The sequence below is a fragment of the Enterobacter sp. RHBSTW-00175 genome (assembly GCF_013927005.1).
Taxonomy (GTDB): Bacteria; Pseudomonadota; Gammaproteobacteria; order Enterobacterales; family Enterobacteriaceae; genus Enterobacter.
In genome coordinates this window covers 3,046,778-3,071,472 of the sequence record NZ_CP055930.1, presented here as the reverse complement: position 1 = coordinate 3,071,472, position 24,695 = coordinate 3,046,778, and the positions used below count along the sequence as shown (strand labels likewise).

The 24,695-nt window shown below is 55.2% G+C and carries 20 protein-coding genes; 9 read left to right on the top strand and 11 right to left on the bottom strand.

Features of this window, described 5'->3' with window-relative positions; genetic code table 11:
- The first annotated feature begins 22 nt into the window (after nucleotides 1-22).
- Nucleotides 23-847, top strand: a complete 825-nt coding sequence (dapD, locus tag HV107_RS14545) for a 2,3,4,5-tetrahydropyridine-2,6-dicarboxylate N-succinyltransferase (RefSeq protein ID WP_014068967.1) — start codon at nucleotides 23-25, stop codon at nucleotides 845-847.
- 112 nt (nucleotides 848-959) lie between these two features.
- Complete coding sequence (locus HV107_RS14540) at nucleotides 960-1,349, top strand: DUF3461 family protein (protein ID WP_010426739.1); 390 nt, start codon at nucleotides 960-962, stop codon at nucleotides 1,347-1,349.
- A 59-nt stretch (nucleotides 1,350-1,408) separates the two neighbouring features.
- On the opposite strand, the gene cdaR is transcribed toward HV107_RS14540, so the two are convergent.
- From cdaR to dgt, 3 genes are all read right to left on the bottom strand, one after another.
- Nucleotides 1,409-2,566 carry a DNA-binding transcriptional regulator CdaR gene (cdaR, locus tag HV107_RS14535; RefSeq protein ID WP_014068966.1) on the bottom strand — a complete coding sequence of 386 codons (1,158 nt, stop codon included), beginning with the start codon at nucleotides 2,564-2,566 and terminating at the stop codon, nucleotides 1,409-1,411.
- A gap of 154 nt (nucleotides 2,567-2,720) precedes the next feature.
- Nucleotides 2,721-4,166, bottom strand: a complete 1,446-nt coding sequence (gene degP / locus HV107_RS14530; RefSeq protein ID WP_182059629.1) for a serine endoprotease DegP — start codon at nucleotides 4,164-4,166, stop codon at nucleotides 2,721-2,723.
- A gap of 131 nt (nucleotides 4,167-4,297) precedes the next feature.
- On the bottom strand, nucleotides 4,298-5,812 hold the full coding sequence (gene dgt, locus HV107_RS14525) for a dGTPase (RefSeq protein ID WP_182059628.1): 1,515 nt from the start codon (nucleotides 5,810-5,812) through the stop codon (nucleotides 4,298-4,300).
- An 83-nt stretch (nucleotides 5,813-5,895) separates the two neighbouring features.
- On the opposite strand from dgt, the gene mtnN reads away from it, so the two are divergent.
- From mtnN to HV107_RS14510, 3 genes are read left to right on the top strand one after another with little or no spacing between them, the layout of a single operon-like run.
- On the top strand, nucleotides 5,896-6,594 hold the full coding sequence (gene mtnN, locus HV107_RS14520; protein ID WP_166717914.1) for a 5'-methylthioadenosine/S-adenosylhomocysteine nucleosidase: 699 nt from the start codon (nucleotides 5,896-5,898) through the stop codon (nucleotides 6,592-6,594).
- A complete protein-coding gene (btuF, locus tag HV107_RS14515; protein ID WP_182059627.1) occupies nucleotides 6,587-7,387 on the top strand; it encodes a vitamin B12 ABC transporter substrate-binding protein BtuF in 801 nt (266 codons plus the stop codon). The genes mtnN and btuF overlap by 8 nt, the downstream gene beginning before the upstream one ends.
- Nucleotides 7,388-7,423: 36 nt before the next feature.
- Complete coding sequence (locus tag HV107_RS14510) at nucleotides 7,424-8,047, top strand: TRIC cation channel family protein (protein WP_182059626.1); 624 nt, start codon at nucleotides 7,424-7,426, stop codon at nucleotides 8,045-8,047.
- Nucleotides 8,048-8,083: 36 nt separating this feature from the next.
- Here HV107_RS14510 and erpA read toward each other — a convergent pair whose 3' ends face one another.
- Both erpA and clcA read right to left on the bottom strand, forming a co-directional pair.
- Nucleotides 8,084-8,431 (bottom strand): iron-sulfur cluster insertion protein ErpA, encoded by a 348-nt coding sequence (gene erpA / locus HV107_RS14505; protein ID WP_014068960.1) that lies wholly within the window; start codon nucleotides 8,429-8,431, stop codon nucleotides 8,084-8,086.
- Nucleotides 8,432-8,517: 86 nt separating this feature from the next.
- Nucleotides 8,518-9,918: a H(+)/Cl(-) exchange transporter ClcA gene (gene clcA / locus HV107_RS14500; protein WP_182059625.1), complete on the bottom strand. Its 1,401-nt coding sequence runs from the start codon at nucleotides 9,916-9,918 to the stop codon at nucleotides 8,518-8,520.
- 177 nt (nucleotides 9,919-10,095) lie between these two features.
- Here clcA and hemL point away from each other — a divergent pair, with 177 nt between their 5' ends.
- Entirely contained in the window at nucleotides 10,096-11,376 is a 1,281-nt protein-coding gene (hemL, locus tag HV107_RS14495) for a glutamate-1-semialdehyde 2,1-aminomutase (protein ID WP_182059624.1), read from the top strand.
- Between the two features lie 49 nt (nucleotides 11,377-11,425).
- On the opposite strand, the gene fhuB is transcribed toward hemL, so the two are convergent.
- The 6 genes from fhuB to hrpB form a co-directional block, all read right to left on the bottom strand.
- Entirely contained in the window at nucleotides 11,426-13,408 is a 1,983-nt protein-coding gene (gene fhuB, locus HV107_RS14490) for a Fe(3+)-hydroxamate ABC transporter permease FhuB (RefSeq protein WP_182059623.1), read from the bottom strand.
- Nucleotides 13,405-14,292 carry a Fe(3+)-hydroxamate ABC transporter substrate-binding protein FhuD gene (gene fhuD / locus HV107_RS14485; protein WP_182059622.1) on the bottom strand — a complete coding sequence of 296 codons (888 nt, stop codon included), beginning with the start codon at nucleotides 14,290-14,292 and terminating at the stop codon, nucleotides 13,405-13,407. Before fhuD ends, fhuB begins: the two co-directional genes overlap by 4 nt.
- Nucleotides 14,292-15,089, bottom strand: a complete 798-nt coding sequence (gene fhuC, locus HV107_RS14480) for a Fe3+-hydroxamate ABC transporter ATP-binding protein FhuC (protein ID WP_182059621.1) — start codon at nucleotides 15,087-15,089, stop codon at nucleotides 14,292-14,294. The genes fhuD and fhuC overlap by 1 nt, the downstream gene beginning before the upstream one ends.
- 50 nt (nucleotides 15,090-15,139) lie before the next feature.
- Complete coding sequence (fhuA, locus tag HV107_RS14475; protein WP_182059620.1) at nucleotides 15,140-17,350, bottom strand: ferrichrome porin FhuA; 2,211 nt, start codon at nucleotides 17,348-17,350, stop codon at nucleotides 15,140-15,142.
- A 237-nt stretch (nucleotides 17,351-17,587) separates the two neighbouring features.
- The gene (gene mrcB / locus HV107_RS14470) at nucleotides 17,588-20,116 is read right to left on the bottom strand and encodes a bifunctional glycosyl transferase/transpeptidase (RefSeq protein WP_182059619.1); all 2,529 of its coding nucleotides are present in this window, start codon (nucleotides 20,114-20,116) and stop codon (nucleotides 17,588-17,590) included.
- A 149-nt stretch (nucleotides 20,117-20,265) separates the two neighbouring features.
- Nucleotides 20,266-22,695, bottom strand: coding sequence for an ATP-dependent helicase HrpB (gene hrpB / locus HV107_RS14465; protein WP_182059618.1), 2,430 nt, complete (start codon nucleotides 22,693-22,695; stop codon nucleotides 20,266-20,268).
- A 73-nt stretch (nucleotides 22,696-22,768) separates the two neighbouring features.
- On the opposite strand from hrpB, the gene thpR reads away from it, so the two are divergent.
- The 3 genes from thpR to dksA all read left to right on the top strand — a co-directional run bounded on the left by thpR (nucleotide 22,769) and on the right by dksA (nucleotide 24,650).
- Nucleotides 22,769-23,323 (top strand): RNA 2',3'-cyclic phosphodiesterase, encoded by a 555-nt coding sequence (thpR, locus tag HV107_RS14460; protein WP_182059617.1) that lies wholly within the window; start codon nucleotides 22,769-22,771, stop codon nucleotides 23,321-23,323.
- Nucleotides 23,313-24,017 carry a DNA/RNA nuclease SfsA gene (sfsA, locus tag HV107_RS14455; RefSeq protein WP_182059616.1) on the top strand — a complete coding sequence of 235 codons (705 nt, stop codon included), beginning with the start codon at nucleotides 23,313-23,315 and terminating at the stop codon, nucleotides 24,015-24,017. The genes thpR and sfsA overlap by 11 nt, the downstream gene beginning before the upstream one ends.
- 177 nt (nucleotides 24,018-24,194) lie before the next feature.
- Nucleotides 24,195-24,650 (top strand): RNA polymerase-binding protein DksA, encoded by a 456-nt coding sequence (gene dksA / locus HV107_RS14450; protein WP_001155232.1) that lies wholly within the window; start codon nucleotides 24,195-24,197, stop codon nucleotides 24,648-24,650.
- Nucleotides 24,651-24,695 lie beyond the last annotated feature (45 nt).

The following is a 24,695-nucleotide window of genomic DNA, read 5'->3' as shown; positions in this document are numbered from 1 at the left end:
AGTGAAATGGAAAGAGTAAACAATGCAGCAGTTACAGAACGTTATTGAGTCCGCTTTTGAGCGTCGCGCCGAGATTACCCCGGCAAATGTGGATACCGTTACCCGTGAAGCCGTTAACCAGGTGATTTCCCTGCTGGATTCCGGTGCACTGCGTGTAGCAGAAAAGATCAACGGTCAGTGGGTAACTCATCAGTGGCTGAAAAAAGCCGTGCTGCTCTCTTTCCGTATCAACGATAACCAGGTTATCGACGGAGCAGAAAGCCGCTACTTCGATAAAGTCCCGATGAAATTCGCTGACTACGACGAAGCGCGCTTCCAGAAAGAAGGTTTCCGCGTGGTTCCACCAGCGGCAGTTCGTCAGGGCGCATTCATCGCACGCAACACCGTGCTGATGCCATCCTACGTGAACATCGGTGCTTACGTTGACGAAGGCACCATGGTGGATACCTGGGCAACAGTGGGTTCTTGCGCGCAGATCGGTAAAAACGTCCACCTGTCCGGCGGCGTGGGCATCGGTGGCGTTCTGGAGCCTCTCCAGGCGAACCCAACCATCATCGAAGACAACTGCTTCATCGGCGCACGCTCTGAAGTGGTTGAAGGCGTGATCGTGGAAGAAGGCTCTGTTATCTCCATGGGCGTTTACATCGGCCAGAGCACCCGCATTTATGACCGTGAAACCGGCGAAGTGCATTACGGTCGCGTCCCAGCGGGCTCCGTAGTTGTTTCCGGTAACCTGCCGTCAAAAGATGGCAAATACAGCCTTTACTGCGCGGTTATCGTGAAGAAAGTCGATGCGAAAACGCGCGGCAAAGTGGGTATCAACGAACTGCTGCGCACCATCGATTAATCGGGTATAACAAAAAGCGGGGGCAACCCCGCTTTTTTTTGTATCTGAGGGTGGCGAAAATAGATTTTTTCGTTAATTATTCAAAGGTTATGTTGAGATCAAGGGTACCGCTATGTACGATAATCTGAAAAGTCTGGGCATTACCAATCCTGATGAAATTGATCGTTACAGCCTCCGTCAGGAAGCCAATAACGATATTTTGAAAATCTATTTTCACAAAGATAAAGGAGAGTTTTTCGCCAAGAGCGTGAAGTTCAAATACCCACGCCAGCGTAAGACCGTCGTGGCCGATGGCATCGGTCAGGGATACAAAGAGGTTCAGGAAATTAGCCCGAACCTGCGCTATGTGATCGATGAACTCGATCAGATCTGCCAGCGCGATCGCACCGAAGTCGATCTCAAACGTAAGATCCTTGATGACCTGCGTCATCTGGAAAGCGTCGTCACTAACAAGATCAGCGAAATTGAAGCCGATCTTGAGAAGTTAACTCGCAATAAATAAGTTGGGTGCGGCCTGATGCCCTCACCCCGGCCCTCTCCCACAGGGAGAGGGTGAAACCCTCATCTCTGCTCATCTAACTGTAACGCCACATACAGCAGCAGCCTGTCGTCAAAATTCCCCAGATCCAGCCCCGTCAGTTCCGAGATCCGGTTAAGCCGGTATTCCAGCGTATTACGATGGATAAACAGCGCTTTCGATGTTGCCAGTGGCTGCACGTTATGGCGAAACCATGCCTGCAATGTACGGCGCAGCAAGCCGTTGTTATCCATTGCTTTCAGTCGCACTAACGGGCGCGCCAGTTCATTGGCCTGCCAGCCACCGCGCAGGCTGTCGAGCAAGACTGGCAGCATCAGATCCTGATAGAAGTAGCTACGGCTCTCGGGCATTCGTTGCTTGCCCACCATCATAGTAGTGCGTGCGGTTCGCCACGAACGGGCAATGCTGCCCGGTCCGGTAAAGTAGTTCCCAAGCGCAACGCGAAAACGAAGCTGGCCGTTCTCTTTCATCCGGGCGATAAGTTGATCAACCCGGCGACGGTGATCTTCTGCATCCCAGCGGCCAAACTGATTGAGCGCGGGTTTGAGCACGACCATCTCGGTCAGGGAAACAATCGCCACCAGGTTGTTGCGCTCTGGTGTTGCCAGCGCATTTTGCAACTGCTGTAGCTCCGCCATGGCGCTGTCCACGCCAAGCTGGCCGCTGTCCACCTCAATCACCGCCACTACGCGCGGCTGATTAAGATCAATGCCCAGACGCTGCGCCCACTCGCTGAGTGCAGGGGTGTGCTCCTCCGCCTGAATAAGATTCATGACCAGCTCTTCGCGCAACCGGCTGTCCTGCGCCAGCAGGTGCATGAGGCGCGACTGCTCAAGCATCATTTCTGCCGTCATGCAGACCAGTTCGCCATATTTACGCAGCGATTCCGGTTCCCCGGTCAGGCCAATCACCCCGACAATTTCGCCTTCAAGTCGCAGCGGTAAGTTAATGCCCTGGCGAACGCCATGGAGGTGTTTCGCCACCGCATCGTCGATATCCACCACGCGCCCCTGAGAGAGCACCAGCAGCGCACCTTCGTGCAATTCCCCAATGCGTTCACGATCGCCACTGCCGATAATGCGCCCACGGGCATCCATTACGTTGATATTGGTATCAATGATGCGCATGGTGCGCGCCACGATATCCTGCGCCATTTTGGTATCAAGATGCCAGCCAGCCATGTAACCCTCCTGTGAGCAGAGCTCAAGCATAGGGGAGTTCAATCACTGCCGCATTGTGCGAATGCACAAAGTCAGGGGAATAAGTATGGACTTGTGGAAAGGGTCACAGAAACGAGAAAACCCCTGCTCAGCAACGAGCAGGGGCTTAGGGGGATTACTGCATCAGCAGATAGAGTGAGGAGTCGCCACGCTGAATATTCAACGCCAGCACTGAAGGTTTGCTGTCGAGAATTTTGCGCAATTCAGCGATGTTTTTCACGGGTTGCTGGTTCGCACCCATGATCACATCGCCTTTTTTCAGGCCGATACGGGCAGCCGGTGAATTCGCTTTCACGTTGTTCACCACCACACCTTTATCCTCGCCCTTGTTGCTCATTTCAGCGCCTTCAATGCCGCTGAAAATGGTGCTGGAGTCAACCTGGTTCTGGCTGCTCTGCTGCAACTCAAGGCTTACGTTTACAGGTTTGCCATCACGCAGCAGGCCGAGGGTAATTTTGCTGCCCACCGGCATTGAACCCACTTCTGCACGCAGTGCGGCGAAGCTACTGATAGGTTTTCCGTTCAGGGAAGTAATGACATCACCCGCCTTGATACCCGCTTTCGCGGCGGACGAGTTCGGCATCACCTGGCTTACGAATGCGCCGCGCTGGGCATCAACTTTCATCGCTTTTGCCAGCTCAGAGTTCAGCTCAGTCCCGAGGATACCCAGTTCACCGCGTTTCACCTGACCATACTGCACCATCTGCGCGGTCAGGTTTTTCACCATGTTACTCGGGATAGCAAAGCCGATACCGATGTTACCGCCGTCTGGTGCCAGAATCGCGGTGTTGATACCAATCAGTTCACCGTTGAGGTTAACCAGCGCGCCACCGGAGTTACCGCGGTTAATCGCCGCATCCGTCTGGATAAAGTTCTCGTAGTTTTCCGCATTCAGGCCGCTACGACCGAGCGCTGAGACAATACCCGAGGTCACGGTTTCACCCAGACCGAATGGGTTACCGATAGCCACGGTGTAATCACCAACGCGCAGTGCATCGGAGTCGGCAATTTTAATCGCCGTCAGGTTTTTCGGATCCTGAATCTGGATCAGCGCGATATCAGAACGCGGATCTTTACCCACGACTTTCGCATCAAACTTACGCCCATCGCTCAACTGAACTTTGATGCTACTGGCGTTATCAACAACGTGGTTGTTGGTGACGACATAGCCTTTTGCTGCGTCAATGATGACACCCGATCCAAGCGCCATAAATTTCTGTTGCTGGGCGCCACCGTTACCGCCCTGGCTGTCATCGCCCGCGCCACCGCCCTGACAGAACGGGGAGCTCTGGAATGGCGAACCGTCCTGGCAGAACGGCGAGTTATCGCCAAAGAACTGCTGGAAGTTACGCGGCATCCGCGGCGTGTTGACGGTCGTGCTGCCCTCAACGTTAATACTCACCACCGATGGCATCACTTTTTCGAGCATCGGTGCCAGGCTTGGCATCTGCTGCGCGGTTGCTGCCGAAGACGCGGTCTCGGCTGCAAAAGCAGACAGAGGAGACAGCGCTAAACCTAAACTCAGAGCCAGTGCACTCATTGCTAATGTGGTTTTTTTCATGTTTCTCAATCTCGATTTACAGATAACGCAAAATTGCTGTGTAACTCAGATTCGTTTTATACCGCTTAGTTCCGGGATGAAGTTTATGGAAAAAGTAAAAATTTATTGGCCGTCTTTACAAAACTCCGCATTTATTCGACCGCCATCAGCTTGCGGTATTCATCCCAGGCATACAAATCCGTCATCCCGCTGATATAGTCCTGAATAAGGCGGCAGCGATAATAATATTCCAGCACTGGCCACTGAGCAGAATGGCGGTCTATCTTGCTAATCGCCTCAACATAAGCAAGACGATGCCGGGTCGAAAGTTTATGGAACAACCGGGATTCAATCGGTAAACGACGCACGCGTTCTTTTTCCACCAGCTCGCTAAATTCGTCGACCGATAATTGTAGCAACGGCCGATAAATTTCCAGCAGACCACTGATCACCCGATAACCCTGTAACTCGAGTTGTTCAACATCGGGATGGCTGAACACATGGCGCATGGCCACATTCTTATACAGTTCAAGAAGTTGGCTAAAATCGCTATCGTCCTCCAGCAGCGCATGATTGAATTCCCCGCTAAAAATCAACGGCAGATTATCAATAAAACGTGAGGCCGCGTAGGGAACCAACTTATTTAGCGTGTTGACCCGCAAATACATAAAGAACTGGTCTTCTGTGCTGCGGCTCAGTGAATTTGAGCGTGATTTTTCCCATGCATTTTCGACAACCTGAGCAAACAAAGAACCTTTTTCATGTTTTCCCCAGGCTTCATGAAGATGCTGATAAAGTTCCTCAACGCTGAATATTCTTTTCTCAACGGCATCTTCAAGGTCGGCCACGCAATAGGAAATATCGTCTGCGGCTTCCATAATCCAGGTTAAGGGAAAGCGGCCATTTGGCGTCAGTAAAAGTTCTTTACGCAGCCGTTCAATATAAACTTCTTCGGATAAATAATAGCCCGGTTTTTTCATCAAATAACTGTGTGATACCGGGGGTTCACCCATCCACCACGCCGGGCGCGTATATTTAAGGATGCACCCCACCTGCGCCCAGGTCAGGTTCATGCGCATCAGGGTATGCACCAGCCGGATGCCCTGCGCATTCCCTTCAAAGTGGCACAGATCCTGGCGAACCTTACGTCGCAGTTCGTTAAGCGCTTCTTCGCCCTCTCGTAAACGCAGGTCCCGGACAATACAACGGTCATCGCTTAGCGGCTGGCTTATTGCATCAGAGGGGAAAAGACGCTGTTTGAACCAGTCATTAATGGCGGCTTCACCGAAATGGCCGAAGGGCGGGTTCCCGATATCGTGCATCAGGCAGGCCATCTCGACGATGCTTTCAAACGGGCCAGTCAACTCATCAAGGCCATACGTTTCCAGCAATCGCTGCTCTTTGAGACGGCTTAAAATCTCTTTGGCAATGTAGCGCCCCACCTGCTGCACTTCCATCGAGTGCGTCAGCCGGGTGCGCACTGCCGCGTTACGTTCGAGCGGGAACACCTGGGTTTTTTGTTGTAGGCGACGTATCGCGGGCGAGTTAATGATACGCCCACGATCGCTTTCAAAAATGCGCAGGATCTCGTGTTCACTCTTGTCTCCTTGCGGAGAACGGAAACGGCGATGCCAGTTAATTTTGGTGCGAAAATCGATCTGCGCCATGTGCTCCCCCGCGTGAGAAATGCGCTTCCACTAAAGCCCATGATAGACTATGCATCTTAACAAGGCACATCGCGAGTAAATCTATGAAAATCGGCATTATTGGTGCAATGGAAGAAGAAGTTACGCTGCTGCGTGACAAAATTGAGAACCGTCAGACCCTCTCTCTTGGTGGTTGTGAGATCTATACCGGCCAGCTGAATGGTGTTGAGGTTGCTCTGCTGAAATCAGGCATCGGTAAAGTTGCTGCTGCGCTTGGCGCGACACTGTTGCTGGAACGCTGCAAGCCAGATGTCATCATTAACACCGGTTCTGCGGGTGGCCTGGCGCCAACGCTGAAAGTGGGTGATATTGTGGTCTCCGATGAAGCGCGTTACCACGATGCCGATGTCACCGCCTTTGGTTACGAATATGGTCAGCTTCCGGGTTGCCCGGCAGGTTTTAAAGCGGATGACAAACTGGTTGCTGCAGCAGAAAGCTGCATTGCCGAACTGAACCTCAACGCCGTGCGCGGTCTGATTGTCAGCGGTGATGCGTTCATCAACGGTTCCGTGGGTCTGGCGAAAATTCGTCACAACTTCCCTCAGGCGGTTGCCGTTGAGATGGAAGCCACTGCCATTGCGCACGTTTGCCATAACTTCAGCGTACCGTTCGTGGTGGTTCGTGCCATCTCCGACGTTGCCGATCAGCAGTCTCACCTGAGCTTTGATGAGTTCCTGGCCGTTGCGGCAAAACAATCTACCGTGATGGTAGAAACCCTGGTGCAGAAACTGGCACGTGGGTAAGAACACCCTTAGGGCGCTGGGCGCCCTGCTTCTGCTCGCACCGGCATGGCTTTACGCTGCGCCGCGTGTGATTACGCTCTCCCCCGCCAATACTGAGCTGGCCTTTGCGGCCGGGATCACGCCCGTTGGCGTAAGCAGTTTTTCGGATTATCCCCCACAGGCCGCAGGCATCGAGCAAGTCTCGACATGGCAAGGTATGAACCTTGAACGCATTGTGGCGCTTAAACCAGACGTGGTATTAGCCTGGCTCGGGGGTAATGCAGAGCGGCAAGTCAACCAGCTGAGCTCGCTGGGAATTAAGGTGATGTGGATTGATGCGGTCAGCATTGAGCAAGTTGCTCAGGCGCTGCGCGACCTGGCACCTTTTAGCCCTGCGCCGCAAAAAGCTGAGCTTGCCGCTCAAAATATGCTTCGCGACTATGCTGCATTAAAAGCGAAATACGATACGACCACGAAAAAACGCGTCTTCCTGCAATTTGGTAGCCAGCCGCTGTTTACCACCGGGCAAGGCTCTATCCAGAATCAGGTGCTGGAGGTCTGTGGCGGTGAAAATATCTTTGCTGCGAGCCGGGTGCCATGGCCTCAGGTCAGCCGGGAACAAGTTCTGGCGCGACAACCGCAGGCCATTGTGGTGGTCGGGAGTGCAAGCGAAATTCCTAAAGTTGAAAAATTCTGGCAGGGCCAGTTAAAAATACCGGTGATACCACTAAACAGTGACTGGTTTGAACGCGCCAGCCCGCGTATTATCCTCGCCGCAAAACAGCTCTGCGCCGCACTGGCACAGAGTCATTAACGTAGATATAGACCTGAACAGTTCGAGGATTTAACGATGCTCGTGTATTGGCTGGATATACTTGGCACAGCCGTTTTTGCTATCTCCGGCGTTCTGCTGGCCGGGAAATTACGCATGGATCCGTTTGGCGTGCTGGTATTGGGCGTGGTGACGGCTGTCGGCGGAGGAACGATCCGCGATATGGCACTGGCTAATGGCCCGGTGTTTTGGGTAAAAGATCCTACCGATCTGGTGGTGGCGATGGTCACTTGCCTGCTCACGATTGCGCTGGTGCGCCAGCCGCGCAGGCTGCCTAAATGGATACTGCCGGTACTGGATGCCGTGGGTCTTGCGGTGTTTGTCGGGATTGGCGTCAATAAAGCCTTCAATGCGGGCACGGGGCCAATGGTCGCTATCTGCATGGGCGTTTTAACGGGTGTAGGCGGCGGGATCATCCGCGATATTCTGGCACGTGAAATCCCGATGATCCTGCGAACAGAAATCTACGCAACAGCCTGCATTGCTGGCGGAATTGTTCACGCTACGGCCTACTATACCTTTGCTTTACCGCTGGAAATCTCAGCCATGCTGGGGATGGTGGTGACGCTGGGTATACGTTTAGCGGCAATACGCTGGCACCTTAAATTGCCAACATTTGCGCTGGATGAGAATGGCAGGTAAAAGCAAAACGGTAACCATCAGGTTACCGTTTTTGTCTTAGATACTGAAAGAAGAACCACACCCACAGGTGCTTGTCGCGTTCGGGTTCGTTACCACAAAGCGCGAACCTTCCAGACCTTCGCTGTAATCAACCGCACCGCCCACCAGATATTGCAGGCTCATCGGGTCAACCACCAGCGCAACGCCCTGTTTCTCGATAGTCATATCACCATCGTTAACCTGGTCGTCAAAGGTAAAACCATACTGGAAGCCGCTACAGCCGCCACCGGTAATATATACACGCAGTTTCAGATCCGGATTGTCTTCGTCGGCAATCAGGGTTTTCACTTTGTTGGCTGCGGCTTCGGTAAATTCCAGCGGCACAGCGACTACGTCATCACTCATCTTATGCTCCCATGAATACTGCTTACTGCGATTGGGCAAAAATCACCCAATTCTTTTTTTCATTATCTAATACCCTGGTAATTCATTCAAGTATTCTGCGTCGAGGCCTGTTCTGCCTCTTGTTTTGCCAGGGTACGAGCAAGAATGGTGGAGTATAGCGGTTTTCCACCAAGGAATTGGGCTAATAGTGTCGCCCCGAGACAGGTAATGATCATTGGCAAAATGAGCTGGTAATTGTCTGTCATTTCCAGAACCAGCACGATCCCGGTCAACGGCGCGCGCAAGGAAGCAGCCAGCAGCGCCCCCATTCCGGCAACCGCGAATGTTCCCGCATCAAGGTGATACGCCGGGAATCCCGCGGCGGCGGCTGTGCCAAAAGCCGTCCCAAGCAGGGTGCCGAGCGCCAGCATTGGCGCAAAAATACCTCCCGGCGCACCGGAGGAGAAGCAAAGAATCGTAGTGATTACGCGTGAGATAAACATAAACAGCAGCAGTCCAACGCTGAAATTACCCGCCGCCGCGATGGGGATCAGGCCAAAACCACCGCCAGCGGCGTTCGGTTCAATCACGCCGAGGATGCCGCACATCCCGCCGAGCAGGCCACCCACCAGAACCCATTTGGTAGTATTTCCGCCGTGAATACGCTGGAACATATCCTGTGCGCGTAAGATAAGGGTGTTAAACAACGGGCCGACAACACCAAAAATCATGCCGAGCACCAGATAGAGCCACAGGGTATTCACCGGCGCATTGGTGAGTTTACCCACCTCAATCACCGCACCTTCGCCGTTAAAAATGCGAAAGACAATGCTCGACATAATAACGCCAGTAAACACCGCTTTAATTGAGATCAGGTTGTAGCGAAACTGGGCGCGCATCTCTTCAATAATGAACAGGATCCCGGCCAGCGGCGCATTGAACGCTGCGGATAGCCCGGCTGCGGCCCCGGTTGCCAGCAATGTATGGCGTGCTTCGGCGCTGCGCATCCGGAACATGTCGCCCACCATGCGCCCTACGTTCCCACCGAGCTGTACCGTTGGCCCCTCTCGTCCGAGCACCATTCCTGCCCCCAGAGTGCCCATGCCACCGATAAATTTAACCGGGATCACCCGCCACCAGCGCACCGGACGCAGCTCTTCAAGCGCCCCTTCAATCTCAGGAATACCCGAACCACCGGCCTCTGGTGCAAATTTGCGTACCAGAAAATAGCCTGCCATGGCAAAAAGGGCAGACAAACCAAACGCCGACACCCAGACCAGCCATCCGTTATCCGCATACCCCGCCACTGTGGCAATGCGCCAGTTGAGCACGGCATTCACTGCTTTCTCAAAGGCCACGCCAGCCAGCCCGGCAAGCGTACCCACCATGGCGGCGGCCAGCAAAATAGCCAGCGGTGTTTTGTCGCGATTGAGCAGCCGCCTGATGCTGATACGGTGCCGTGCGCGCGCAAATTGTTGTTCTTCAAATGAGGGGATGTCTGCTTTCATTGCCTGTTCTTTTTAATCATACAAATCGCCGCAAGGATTTTACCAGACACAGCTTCCGCGTCCCCTGAAAAATCCTTAACAATTGTTTATGCATTAATGGGGCAAAAATTTCATAACCTTCCGGGAATCACTTAGAATAGCCACCTTACCTTATTTCTACGAACCAGGAATGACGCAATGAGCAAGTCTGAAAACCTCTACAGTGCAGCCCGCGAGCTTATCCCGGGGGGTGTGAACTCGCCTGTGCGCGCTTTTACCGGTGTAGGCGGCACGCCGCTGTTTATCGAACGTGCTGACGGCGCGTATCTGTATGATGTCGATGGCAAAGCCTATATTGATTACGTTGGCTCCTGGGGCCCGATGGTGCTGGGACACAACCATCCGTCTATCCGCAATGCGGTCATTGAAGCGGCTCAGCGCGGCCTGAGCTTCGGCGCGCCAACCGAGATGGAAGTCAAAATGGCGGAGCTGGTGACCGAACTGGTGCCGACAATGGATATGGTGCGTATGGTGAACTCCGGTACGGAAGCCACCATGAGCGCTATCCGCCTGGCGCGTGGTTTTACCGGCCGCGACAAAATTATCAAATTTGAAGGCTGCTACCACGGTCATGCAGACTGTCTGCTGGTGAAAGCCGGTTCTGGCGCCCTGACGCTGGGCCAGCCGAACTCCCCGGGCGTACCTGCCGACTTCGCCAAACACACTCTGACCTGCACCTATAACGATCTTAGCTCCGTTCGCGCAGCTTTCGAGCAATATCCGCAAGAGATTGCCTGCATCATCGTTGAACCGGTTGCTGGCAACATGAACTGCATCCCACCTCAGCCTGATTTCCTGCCGGGCCTGCGCGCACTGTGCGACGAATTCGGCGCACTGCTGATCATCGATGAAGTGATGACTGGTTTCCGCGTGGCGCTGGCGGGCGCGCAGTCTTACTACGACGTTGAACCAGACCTGACCTGCCTTGGCAAAATCATCGGCGGCGGGATGCCGGTCGGCGCGTTTGGTGGTCGTAAGGACGTGATGGAAGCGCTGGCGCCAACCGGGCCGGTTTACCAGGCGGGTACGCTCTCTGGTAACCCTATCGCGATGGCCGCGGGCTTCGCCTGTCTGAACGAAGTGGCGCAACCGGGTATCCACAAAACCTTGACCGACCTGACCACGCAGCTGGCAAACGGCCTGCTGAACGCCGCAGAAGAGACAGGTATTCCATTGGTAGTGAACCACGTGGGCGGGATGTTTGGGATCTTCTTCACCGATGCAAAAACCGTGACCTCTTATCAGGACGTGGTGAAGTGCGATGTTGAACGCTTTAAGCGTTTCTTCCACCTGATGCTGGAAGAAGGCGTGTATCTGGCGCCGTCTGCCTTTGAAGCAGGCTTTATGTCTGTGGCGCACAGCAAAGAAGATATCAACAACACCATCGACGCAGCACGTAAGGTGTTTGCGAAGTTGTAATTATATGCGGCCTGATACCCTCTCCCACAGGGAGAGGGTGAAACACATCCTACCGACTCTGCTTTCTCAGCAGATAAATAAAGTACGGCGCACCGATAAAGGTGGAAAGCAGTCCTGCCGGGATCTGATACGGAAACAGCACCATCCTGCCGCACCAGTCCGCAAAGACCAGCATCACCCCACCAGTGAGAGCAGACATCACAATATGCGGCATTGTCCTGCGAAACCCCATCATTCTGGCGATATGCGGCGCCATTAATCCCACGAAACTCAATGGACCAATGGTCATGGTGGCTGTTGCCGTCAGACATGCTGCCAACAGCAGCAGAGCCACGCGCGCAGGCGTCAGCGCCATCCCCACCGCACGGGCGGCTTCACCGCCCAGTGGCAGAATGGTCATCCAGCGGCGACACAGCGGTACAATTGCCAGCAGCACAATCATGACCAGCCCGGTGTGAACCACCTGGCTGCCAGTGGCGCTATAGGTCGAACCGGAAATCCAGGTCAGGATCTTCGCCATACGCGGATCGCCGCTCGCCTGTAGCATCATCAGCAGCATCGTAAACGCGGTGCTGAGCGCCATCCCGGCAAGCAACATGCGGTGAGGAGAAAATCCTCCACGCCCCGAAGCGACCAGAATGACCAGCAGCGTGGCTGCTGCGCCAATACTCCCCGCTGGCATTAACCAGCCGAATGCATTCCCCGGCACCAGGAACAGCATCAGCACCACACCAAACGCTGCGCCAGAGCTGATACCGAGCACTTCCGGGCTTGCCATCGGGTTACCCGTCAGACGCTGGATAATGCACCCCGCGACAGCCAGCATCACTCCTGCAATAAGCGCCGCGAAGATCCGCGGCCAGCGCCATTGCAGCAATTCATTGAGCAAATCACCGGTAGCCCAGTGCCAGCCGGTTGCACCGCGCCCCAAAGAGAGCGCTGCAAAGGAAGCCAGCAGCAGCACGGCCAGGCCCACCAGGCTAAACCACAGCACCGATTGACGCTCAGCATACACTTTATCGCCCGCATCCATTGCCGGGGCGCTGATGCTTCGCAAGCGCGGCAGCAGCCACAGCAACAGCGGCGCGCCGATAAGCGCCGTCACCGAACCGGTGGACACTTCCATCCAGACGCGCGCCAGCCAGAGAATAATTTGATCGGAAAGCCAGAGGATCAGCGCACCAATCAGTGGGGCCAGCATCAGACGCGCCAGCAGACGCCGCGCGCCGAGCATTTTCGCCAGTAGCGGCGCAAATAGCCCGATAAAACCGATAATCCCTACCGCATTGACCAGCAACGCGCTGAGCACAATCGCCAGCGTCAGTGCCGCCAGACGCGCCAGCGATAACGCCAGGCCCAGGTTGCGCGCCACGCCGTCATCCAGTCCCATCAGCGTTAACGGACGCAGCAGCAGCAGGGTCAGCAGCACACCACCAGTCAGCTGCGGCCACAGGCGCTCAACAACGCTCCAGTCAGTCTGGGTGAGGGTTCCGGTACTCCACAAGAACATGCTTTGCAGCTGGTCGTGATGGAACAGTACCAGCAGCTGATTAATCGCCCCACAGTAAAGGCTGACCACCAGCCCGGCCAGGATCAACGTAACCGGTGAAAGACGTTTCCCCCAGGCCACGCCAAAGACCAGCGCACCCACCACACATGCACCTGCCAGTGCTGCAAACTGCGAGGTTAGCGCGCCGGGCAACGCCCACAGTGTCGTAATGGTGATCCCAAGCTGGGCACCAGTCGCCACGCCAAGCGTGGTTGGCTCTGCCAGTGGGTTACGCAAGACCTGCTGGAATAAGACGCCCACCAGCCCCAGCCCTGCCCCCACCAACAGCGAAATGGCCAGACGCGGCAACAGGCTGTAGTGGAAGAGCATTTGCTGAATATTGTCGATGTCTGGCGCAGTCAGCGCAGCGCCCCACTGCCCTCGCGGGAGTGCCGTTGACAGGTTGAAGGCGGTTAATGCCAGCGCGACAAGGAAAATGACCGTCAGCAACAGCGCCGGAAAACGCGCGATACGCGAACTCATGCTTTGCCTCCCAGCGCGCCATCCAGTACACGGGCAAAATGCATGGCCGAAAGCGTTGCACCGTAGAACCACACTGCCGGAACCCGCTGGAATCGCTGCTCGCGTACAAACGGCATGGCCTGCCAGAGCGGGGTAGACATCAGTTTTTGCATTTCTCGTTCGTTGCCGTGATCAAAGCACAGCACATCCACATCGCGAAACGCCGCCAGGCGGTCGATCCCAACGGTCGTACTCCCCCAGAAGGTCATCTCCCCGTCCCAGGCGTTGCGAATACCAAAGCTATCAAGCACTTCCTGGAACAGGCAATTTTGCCCAAACACCAGCATATGACGGGCATCCAGCAGGGTTACCATCAGAAGCGGGCGTTCACCGCGGCGAGCAAACCGCGGTTTCAGGCTGTCGAGCAGAGCGTCGAATTCGTCGAGATGCTGTTTCGCTGCCGCCTCGCGGTTCAGGAAGTGCGCCATCTCGTTGATGGAATTTCTCGCCATCGTCAGCGGCTTTTTGCCATCGCTGAAGGAGAAACCACGCCCGGGCGCAATGCGCGCCATTGTCTCTTCCGACGGGCCATAACCCGCAGACCAGAACAGAAACGAGGGTTTCATTTGTGTGAGCAATTCGAGGTTTGGCTCCGTTCGCAGGCCAATATCAATAACCGACGCAGGCAGTTTTGGTTCGTTCACCCACAGGTTGTAGTTAGGGATATCAGCAACGCCATACGGCGTAACACCCAGCGCCAGCATCAGCTCAACCGGCAGCCATTCCAGTGCCACAATACGATGGGGGTCGATAGCGGTAGCCCGCGCCGTGTTCATTTTTAACAGCAGCGGCGAGAGCGCTATCGCCGTCAGTAAGCGACGGCGGCTAATCATTGGATCCAGCATCAGTACACGAAGCTCACCGGTGCAGCCCCGGCAGGGTGAGGCAAAATACCCATTGGAATACCGTAGATGTGCTCTAACGTTTCGCTACGCATCAGTTCAGACGGCGTGCCCTGGGCGATCATCTCGCCACCACGCAGGGCGACAAGATAGTCACAGTAACGTGCCGCCATGTTGATATCGTGCAATACGGCAATCACCGTCAGACCACGCTGCTGGCTTAGGCGATGCACCAGCGCCAGTACGTCGACCTGGTGGGCAATATCCAGCGCAGAGGTCGGTTCATCAAGCAGCAGGCAGCGGCTGTCCTGGGCAACCAGCATCGCAATCCACGCGCGCTGACGTTCACCACCGGAAAGGCTGTCCACCAGGCGGTGCGCCAGCGGTTTTAATCCGACCAGTGAGATGGCCTCTTCGACTTTCTGTCTGTCGGCCACGCCAAAACGCCCGAGCGCGCCGTGCCACGGATAACGCCCAATCGCCACCAGTTCACGCACCGTCATCCCTTCCGCCTGCGGCAACTGCTGCGGCAGATAGGCCACCTTGCGGGCAAAGGCTTTGCTGTTCCAGCTATCAAGCGGTTGTCCGTCCAGCAGAATGTCACCCTCTGAAGGAGGCTGATGGCGTCCGAGCATCTTGAGTAACGTTGATTTACCGGAACCATTGTGACCAATGAGCCCAGTGACTTTACCTGCGGGGAACGTCAGAGAGAGCGGATGCAGCAAGGTGCGCCCGGGTACGCGAAAGGAGAGATTATTGAGCGTAAAGGTGGTGTCGGATTGCGTCTTAATATCCTGCATGTCAGCCAACTTAAATAAACAGGGCACGGTAAACCGTGCCCAAAGAGAGATTAGAAGCGGAAGGTCGCGGTAGCCACAACCTGGCGTCCTGCGCCCCAGTAGCAAGCGTACTCGCTATAGCAGCTGGATACATACTCACGGTCAAAGATGTTATTCACGTTGACGCCAACGGAAGAGCCAGGCAGGCCAAAGCGCGCCAGATCGTATTTCACCGTTGCATCCGCCAGGGCATAGCCTGCGACATTAAATGACTGGTAAGCTTTTGAAGATGCTGCTGAATAGTAGGATACCGTGTTACCAATGTAACGGGTGCCCGCACCAACGGTCAGGCCGCTCAGTGCCGTCTCGTGGAAGGTATAATCCGCCCACAGGGAGGCCATGTTACGTGGTACTTCCGCCGGACGACGGCCTTCATACCAGGTATCGTGGGTATATTCAGCATCGGTGTAGCTATAAGATGCCGTTACATCGATGTTGGCATTGACGGCTGCCTTAGCTTCAAGTTCGAAACCACGTGAACGAATTTCACCGCCCTGCACGCTAAAGCCGCTGGTCGGGTTCGCCGGGTCGGCCGTCAGGTTGTTGTTTTTGGTCAGCTGGTATACCGCCGCCGTCACGACAACCGGAAGATCTTTCGGTACGTATTTCACACCCACTTCGTACTGCTTGCCGCGCGCCGGATCGAACGGTTTACCGTCCTGCGTGGTTCCTGAAATCGGCTCGAAGGATTCGCTGTAGCTGAAGTACGGCGTGATACCGTTGTCGAACAGGTAGTTAATACCGCCACGCCAGGTAAATGCCTGATCGTTAATTTCTGCGGTGGTTCCGGTGGTACGGGTCAGCGCAGAGGTTTTAGCGAAGTCGTAGCGGCCACCCATGGTCAGCACCCACTTATCCCATTCAGCCTGGTCCTGAGCATACAGGCCAGTTTGTTCCTGACGGTTAAGCACTTTGTACAGGTAGTACACGTCAACATTTGGGTTGCCATACGCAGGCTTGGTCATGCTGATCGGGTCAGCTGTGCCATAGTCAGCATCAATGTCATTACGCATACGAAGGTAATCGACACCGGTTAACAGGGTATGATCAACGGCGCCGGTCGCAAATTTGGACTGAAGCTGAGTATCAACGGTGAAGGAGTTAAGATCTTCATCGGAACGGACGTATGCGCGGCTGATTTGCGCTGGTGCAATATAGCCGCTGCCGTAGACAGAACGATAAAGCGTGTTGATTTTGGTGTAACGCAGGTTTTGACGCACGGTAAAGGTGTCGTCAAACTGATGCGAGAAGCTGTAGCCCACCATTTTCTGACGACGGGAGATTTTGTTGTCTTCCTCGCCTTCGTTAAAATCGGTCGGCAGCTTGTGCGCTTTGCCGTTGGCATCATAGTAAGGCACAACGGTACCTTCCCGCGGCAACCAGCCATAATAACCCGCATCCGGATCGCTCTGGAAGTTGCTCAGGAAAGTGAAGTCTGTTTTATCATCCGGGCGCCAGCTGAAGGAAGGCGCAATGGCATAGCGGGTGGATTTCACCATCTCCTGCTGCGCATTTTCACTGCGTCCCAGACCGGTCAGGCGGTAGGACCACACGCCGTTGTCATCAATGGCATCGCTGAAATCGAACCCGGTTTGCCACAGGTTATCGGTGCCCATTTTGAACTGGATTTCTTTCAGTGGCTCGGTTGTTGGTCGCTTACTGACCATGCTCACCACGCCACCCGGGTGGCTTTTGCCGTACAGCACGGAGGTCGGGCCACGCAGCAGTTCAACGCGTTCCAGGAAATACGGATCCATGGACGCTTCAGAATAGTTATCGCCCTGTAGCTTCATCCCATCCAGATATTGGTTGGTATTGACGGTGCTGGAAGTGGTGAAACCACGGATAGAAACCACGTCATAAGTGGTAGATGCACCGCGAGTCGCAAAAACGCTTGGCGTATAGGCCAGTGCCTGCTTCACCGTACCCGGCTGTTTCATGTCCATCTCTTCACGTGTCACCACGGAAATAGACTGCGGGGTTTTCTCAATAGGTGTATCGGTTTTGGTCGCCGTTGCGGTGCGTTTTGCCGCAATCGTTGGAGCTGGACCCCATGCACTTTCCTGCGTGGCCGGAGCGGCAGTCACAGTGATGGTTTCTTCTTTATTTGGGGTTTCGGCGGCCTGTGCAAAAGTGGACATGCCGGCAACCGCTGTGGCTACGACAACTGCGATTTTACGCAGCGACGTGTTGATTGGCTGAGCAGTATTGGAAAGCGCCATGTTGAATCTCTGATGTAAAAGTGAATGATAACGTAAACGATAATTATTATTATGACCGCAGCATAATAGGTGAAACGCTGGCGGTATAGCAAGCAGTATGCGGCCCTACAAGAATTAAGGGTTTAAGAATTAATCAAGAGAAAACGAAGGGTTAATCAAAGTTAAAACTGGGGTTAACAAAATGAAGGATACAGGTGAAAAAAATAGCCCCTTCCGTGGAAGGGGGTATTGAAGGCGTTAGTTACTGCCGAACATGTCTTTGATCCAGCCTGCGACACCGTCGCTGTCCTTCTTCTCATTCTGCTGCTGCGGCGGCTGTTGTTGCTGCTGCTGCGGTTGCTGCTGCTGAGAATTCGAATCAAATGGATTACCAGGCTGCTGAGGCTGGCTCTGCTGGCACAGTGAATCCGGGTTCGTTGTCCAGACAGGCAATGAACGCATCCCGCCGCCACAGACAAAGTTACCGGAATCATCCACACCCATATCAACGACATCTTCCGGTGCAACCAGATTCAGCGGTACCGGGGACTGATTTGCCAGATAACGCTGGTAAATCGACATTGCCCCGCTCGCGCCGTACAGCTTGGTTGGCTGGTTGTTATCGCGCCCTACCCAGGTGATCACCACTTCACGGCCATCAATACCGGCAAACCAGGTATCGACGTTGTTGTTGGTGGTCCCGGTTTTACCCGCAAGATGCAGGCCAGGGTACTTAGCACCTAACTGACGCCCCGTGCCACGCTGTACTACCTGCTGCATGGTCCAGAGTGTCATGTAGGCTGCCTGCGCCGGAACCGCGCGCTCCGCCTGCGGGAAGCTCTGATACAGCACGGAACCATCTTCAGCAATGACTGAACGCAGGGCGGAAAGTTGCGCCCGGTTACCGCCACTGGCGATAGTCTGGAACGCCTGCGCCACTTCGATTGGCGTCAGGTTCAACGCACCGAGGATCATCGCCGGAACCGGGTTCAGCTGCTCTTTAGGCACACCAAGCTTCTGCCAGGTATCCGTAATCGCCGGCAGACCCAGCGCCATACCCAGGTTAACCGTTGGCACGTTCATAGAACGCGTCAGAGCATCCACCAGCATTACCTGGCCACTGAACTGTTTGTCATCATTCTGCGGCGACCACACCTGGCCATTAGGCTGGCGCAGGGAGATTGGCGCATCGGCAATCCAGGTGTTCAGACGGTACTGATTTGGCTGGCTGAGCGCGGTGAGATAGGTCGCCGGTTTTGCCAGAGAACCAATCGAACGACGCGCCTGCATTGCACGGTTATAGCCCGCAAACTGCGGCTCTGCCCCGCCCACCATCGCGCGAACTTCGCCGGTGTTACGGTCAACCACCACCATTGCAGTTTCAAGGTCACTCAGCTTGCGCTGTTTTTTCAGCGCCGGAATGCCGTCAACTGCTGCTTTCTCCGCCGCATCCTGAGCCACTGAATCGAAGGTGGTAAAGATCTTCACGCCGGAGAGATCTTTCACTTTATCGCCGAGCTTGCTCTGCAATTCCTGGCGAACCAGCTGCATAAAGGCAGGCTGAGGAGAGATAACACCACCGCGCGGCTGCACACCCAGAGGGCGAGCGCTCAGCATGTCATACAGCTCCTGATCGATAACCTGCTGTTGTTGCAGCAGACGCAGCACCAGGTTACGACGCTCCAGCGCCAGCTTCGGATTACGCCACGGGTTATAGATGGATGCACCTTTAACCATGCCCACCAGCAGTGCCTGCTGGTCGAGGCTCAGCTCTTCAACCGGGCGGCCAAAGTAGTACAGGCTCGCCAGCGGGAAGCCGCGGATTTCGTTATCACCGCTCTGACCGAGGTACACCTCGTTCATATACAGCTCAAGAATACGATCCTTGCTGTAGCGCGCATCCATCAACACAGCCATGTACGCTTCGTTGGCTTTACGCCAGTAGGAGCGTTCGCTGGAGAGGAACAGGTTCTTCACCAGCTGCTGGGTCAAAGTACTCGCCCCCTGCACCGTACGTCCGGCTGTCAGGTTGGCCAGCACCGCACGACCGATGGAGTAAAGGCTGATACCGTCATGCTCGTAGAAGTGACGGTCTTCGGTTGCCAGCAGTGTATCCACCAGCAGATCCGGGAAGCCGTTACGTGCCACGAACAGGCGCTGTTCGCCATTCGCAGAAGAGAGCATGGTGATAAGACGCGGATCGAGTCGGAAGAAACCGAACTGGCGGTTGCTATCCATGTTCTCGATGGTGTCCAGTCGATCGCCATCAAAGGTCAGACGCGCGCGCACCTGGCCTTCTTTACTGTCCGGGAAATCGAACGGACGGCGGATCATTTCGATGCTTTTCGCCTGCACGGTAAATTCGCCAGGACGAGTCATCTTCGACACCTGGCGATACTGTGTGGCTTCAAGCAGCTTCACCATCTCATTCTTGCTGATCGACATATCTGGCTCAAGGTTCACCATGCGACCATATACTGCCGCAGGCAACTGCCAGACTTTACCGTCGATACGGCTACGGATCTTCTGATCCAGATAGACGCCGTAGATAGCCATCAGAACAACAAAAACAATGAACAGCTTCACCAACAGCCAGAACCAGCCGCGTTTTCCACGAGGCTTACGCCCTTTGCCTTTTCCTTTACGCGGCATCGGATCTTCATCCTCATAATCGTCTTCATAGTCATCATCGTAATCTTCATCTTTACGACGACGGCTCACCTTTTCTTTCGCCGGACGCGCAGGTTTCCCTTTACGTCCTATTGGCTCGCGGTCATTCCCCGCCATGCTTTTTCTCCGCAACATTCAGGCGCAAAGGCCAGATTCTCTTTTCTTCCACATCACCGTGAAAGAAGAAATCTCTCAAAATTGTTTTCTCCCTCTCCCGGTGGGAGAGGGTCGGGGTGAGGGCATCAGGCCGCACTCATCATCCCCTTTCACGAATATTTCTTCGTCCGCCGTGTCGGTGCCGTATTTGCCGGGTCATCCGGCCATACGTGTTTGGGGTAACGCCCCTTCATCTCTTTTTGCACTTCACGGTAACTACCCGCCCAGAACGCGCTCAGGTCGCGGGTTATCTGCAAAGGCCGGTGCGCAGGAGACAGCAGCTCCAGCACCAGTGACACACGCCCTTTCGCAATGGACGGTGTGTTCGCCTCGCCAAACATCTCCTGCATCCTGACGGCCAGCGCAGGGGGATTATCCTCGTGATAACGAATGGCAATCCGGCTTCCGGTCGGCACAGTGTAATGCCCAGGCAGTTCACTATCCAGACGTTGACGTAATGACCAGTCCAGTAAATTCTGTAACGCGTCCTTAACATCCAGAGCTTTTAGTGCCTTCAGCGAGTGTACACCGCTCATTTGCGGCAGTAGCCAGCGCTCCAGAGAAGCCAGAAGCGTTTCATCATCAACAGCGGGCCAGTCATCTTCCGGCAGCCACTGCGCCGCACAGTGCAGGCGAATGCGATACTGCTCAGCCTCTGGCGTCCAGTTCAGCACGCTCAGCCCCTTTTCCCGAATGCCGTTAAGCATTGCCTGATGCAGTTCGTCTTCGGACGGTTTGGCCAGCGGTTTTGCGCCGAGGGTGAGCTTGCCTATCTGGCTGCGACGAAACGCCTTCAGCGTCCCCTGCACATCATCCCATTCAACGGTATCGGATTGCTGAAGCAGCTGTGGACACGCCCGCGTCAGGGCATCAATATCGACCGCAATGGCCTGGAGGATCCGCGCATCCGGGGACTGGCTGCCCTGCAATAATAGGGGTGCAATAAGCCATTCGTGCCGGGTGAGGGCATCATCGCTGTCCAGCATCGCTCCCATGCCGTTTGCCAGCTGGTAACGCCCGTCCAGACCGCGACGCCGGGCGACTCTGTCCGGGAACGCCTGCGCCAGCGCGCTGGCAATACGACTTCTGTCCGGTGTTCCGCCACGGCTGTTGAGCCGCCGGCAAAGCTGCTGCGCCCGCTGCTGCCAGTTTGGCTGATTGCGTGAAAACGCCATCACCAGGTCGCTGTTTCCGCCGCGCGGTGGCTCCTCCAGAATCGCCGCCAGCTTTGCCGCCGTGGCAATGTCATCATCATCTTTTGCCGCCACCAGCATGGCAGCCAGACGAGGATCATTGCCCAGCGCGGCCATTTTCTGCCCCTGCGTGGTTAAGCGGGTGCCATCCAGCGCCCCCAGCCGGGTCAGCAAGGTACGGGCAGCCGCCAGGTTCACCGCAGGTGGCGGGTTCAGCCAGGTCAACTGAGCCGGGTCCGGGCAGCCCCACTGCAACAGATCCATGACAAGGCCGGAAAGATCGCTTTGTAAAATTTCAGGGGTACTTTGCTGCACCGCACGCTCGGCCTGCTCTGCGCTGGTGAGATGCAAACAGATCCCGGGCTCCAGTCGCCCTGCGCGGCCTGCGCGTTGGATCATCGATGCCTGGCTTATCCGCTGCGTGAGCAGCTTTGTCAGCCCGGTACGCGGATCAAAACTGGCGACGCGCTCCTGGGCGCAATCCACCACCAGGCGAATGCCTTCAATGGTTAAACTGGTTTCTGCAATATTGGTTGCCAGCACCACTTTACGCTGCCCGGCAGGGGCCGGAAGAATGGCCTTACGCTGTTCATTTAACGACAACGCCCCGTACAGCGGGCAAAGCACCACATCGCTCCCCACGCGGGTTGCCAGTTGTTCCTGCACGCGCTGGATTTCCCCCACGCCGGGTAAAAACAGCAGCAGCGAGCCCGACTCCTGTCGCAGTAGCTCTGCGGTGGCAATCGCGACGGCTTCGTCAAAGCGCTGATGCGTGGTCAGCGGCTGATATCGACGTTCAACCGGGAAAGCACGCCCCGCAGAGGCGATAACCGGCGCATCAGGTAAGGCTTGCTGTAATCGCTCGTTATCCAGCGTGGCCGACATAATCAGCAGTTTGAGATCGTCACGTAGCCCTTGCTGCACGTCCAGCAGCAGCGCCAGGGCCAAATCGGCCTGTAGGCTACGTTCATGGAATTCATCCAGAATGACCAGACTGATGCCGGTGAGTTCAGGATCGTTTTGCAGCATCCGGGTGAGAATGCCTTCGGTGACCACTTCCAGCCGCGTGGTCGGGCTAACACAGGTTTCGGCACGCATTCGATAGCCTACCGTTTCACCCGGTTTCTCGTTCAGCAGCTCTGCCAGACGCTGTGCCACATTGCGCGCAGCCAGTCTTCGCGGCTCCAGCAAGATGATTTTCCCGTGGAGGTTTGCCTCTTTGAGGATCTGTAGCGGTAGCCAGGTTGATTTCCCCGCCCCCGTGGGCGCGTTAAGCAATACCTGCGGGGCATGTTGTAAAGCAGCAAGCAGCTCAGGAAGTACGACGGCGACTGGCAATGAGGACACTAACAGCTCCAGAGGGTTAACATTAGTCGGCGTACATTGTAGCATCGCCACATATCATTACCGAGTCCCCTGTATGTCTGAGTCGAAACGACTGTTTTTCGCCATTGAGCTGCCCCCCACTATTCAACGCCAGATTGTTCGCTGGCGTGCAAGCCATTTCCCGCAGGAAGCAGGCCGACCTGTTGTCGCGGCAAACCTGCACCTGACGCTGGCCTTTCTGGGCGATGTCAGCGCTGAAAAGCAGCGCGCCTTAGCGTCGATGGCCGGACGTATTAGCCAGCCCGGGTTTACACTGCACCTGGATGACGCCGGCCAGTGGCTGCGCTCCCGGGTGGTATGGCTCGGCACTCGCCAGCCGCCGCGCGGTTTGTTGCAGCTGGCCAACATGCTCCGGGCGCAGGCCGCGCGCAGCGGTTGCTACCAAAGCCCGCAGCCTTTTCATCCCCATATTACCCTGCTGCGCGACGCCAGCCATGCCGTGGCCATTCCGCCGCCGGGTTTCCACTGGTCTTTTCCGGTGACGACGTTCGCGCTTTTTGAATCTGTCTTTGCAAAAGGACGCACCCGATACACGCCTGTACAGCGCTGGACGCTGGGCGACACCGTAAGGAATTCCGATGAAGTTTAGCCCCGCGCTTCAACACGCCACGCTCATTCAACGCTACAAACGCTTTCTCGCGGACGTTGTGACGCCTGAAGGAGAACAGCTGACGCTGCACTGCCCCAATACCGGTGCCATGACCGGTTGCGCAACCCCGGGTGACACTATCTGGTATTCGACATCAGAAAATACTAAACGCAAATATCCCCATACCTGGGAGATGACGCAGACGCAACAAGGGGCATTTATTTGTGTCAACACATTGCGAGCGAACCAATTAGTTAAGGAAGCCCTGATCGAAGGGAATATTCCTGAACTAGTGGGTTACAGCGTTCAAAAAAGCGAAGTGAAATATGGCGAAGAAGGCAGCAGAATTGACTTTATGTTACAGGCGGAAGATCGGCCTGAGTGCTATATTGAAGTAAAATCAGTGACGTTAGCGGAACAAGAAAACGGCTACTTCCCGGATGCAGTAACGCTGCGTGGACAAAAGCATCTGCGGGAGTTGATGAGTGTAGCGGCGGCGGGCAAGCGCGCCGTATTGCTGTTTGCAGTATTGCACTCGGCAATTGAAAGATTTTCTCCTGCCCGCCATATCGATCCCAAGTACGCGCAATTGTTGAATGAGGCACAAAAGCAGGGGGTGGAGGTTTTCGCTTATAAAGCGGAACTTTCTGCCGATAATATGACTCTGAGATCCTCTCTCCCCGTGGTCTTATAAAGGGAGTAGTCGATTGATTATTATGTGTTCTGGTCGCGTGCGCAAATACGCTTTTCCTCACAGGCTTGTCAAGTGTTACGTATAGATAATTGCCATTCGGAATAGCATCTGCTATTTATAGCGACCTGATTTTTCCCCCAACACGGGGATCGATAGTGCGTGTTAAGGAGAAGCAACATGCAAGAAGGGCAAAACCGTAAAACATCGTCCCTGAGTATTCTCGCCATCGCTGGGGTGGAGCCGTATCAAGAGAAACCGGGCGAAGAGTATATGAACGAAGCCCAGCTGTCGCACTTCAAGCGTATTCTTGAAGCATGGCGTAATCAACTCAGGGATGAAGTCGATCGCACCGTTACACATATGCAGGATGAAGCTGCAAACTTCCCGGACCCGGTAGACCGTGCCGCTCAGGAAGAAGAGTTCAGCCTCGAACTGCGTAACCGTGACCGCGAACGCAAACTGATCAAAAAGATCGAGAAAACGTTGAAAAAGGTCGAGGACGAAGATTTCGGATACTGCGAATCCTGCGGTGTTGAAATTGGTATTCGCCGTCTGGAAGCGCGTCCAACCGCCGATCTGTGCATCGACTGTAAAACGCTGGCTGAAATCCGCGAAAAACAGATGGCCGGTTAATCCCAGCCCTGTATTCACTGTAAAGGCGGGAGTCTCTCCCGCCTT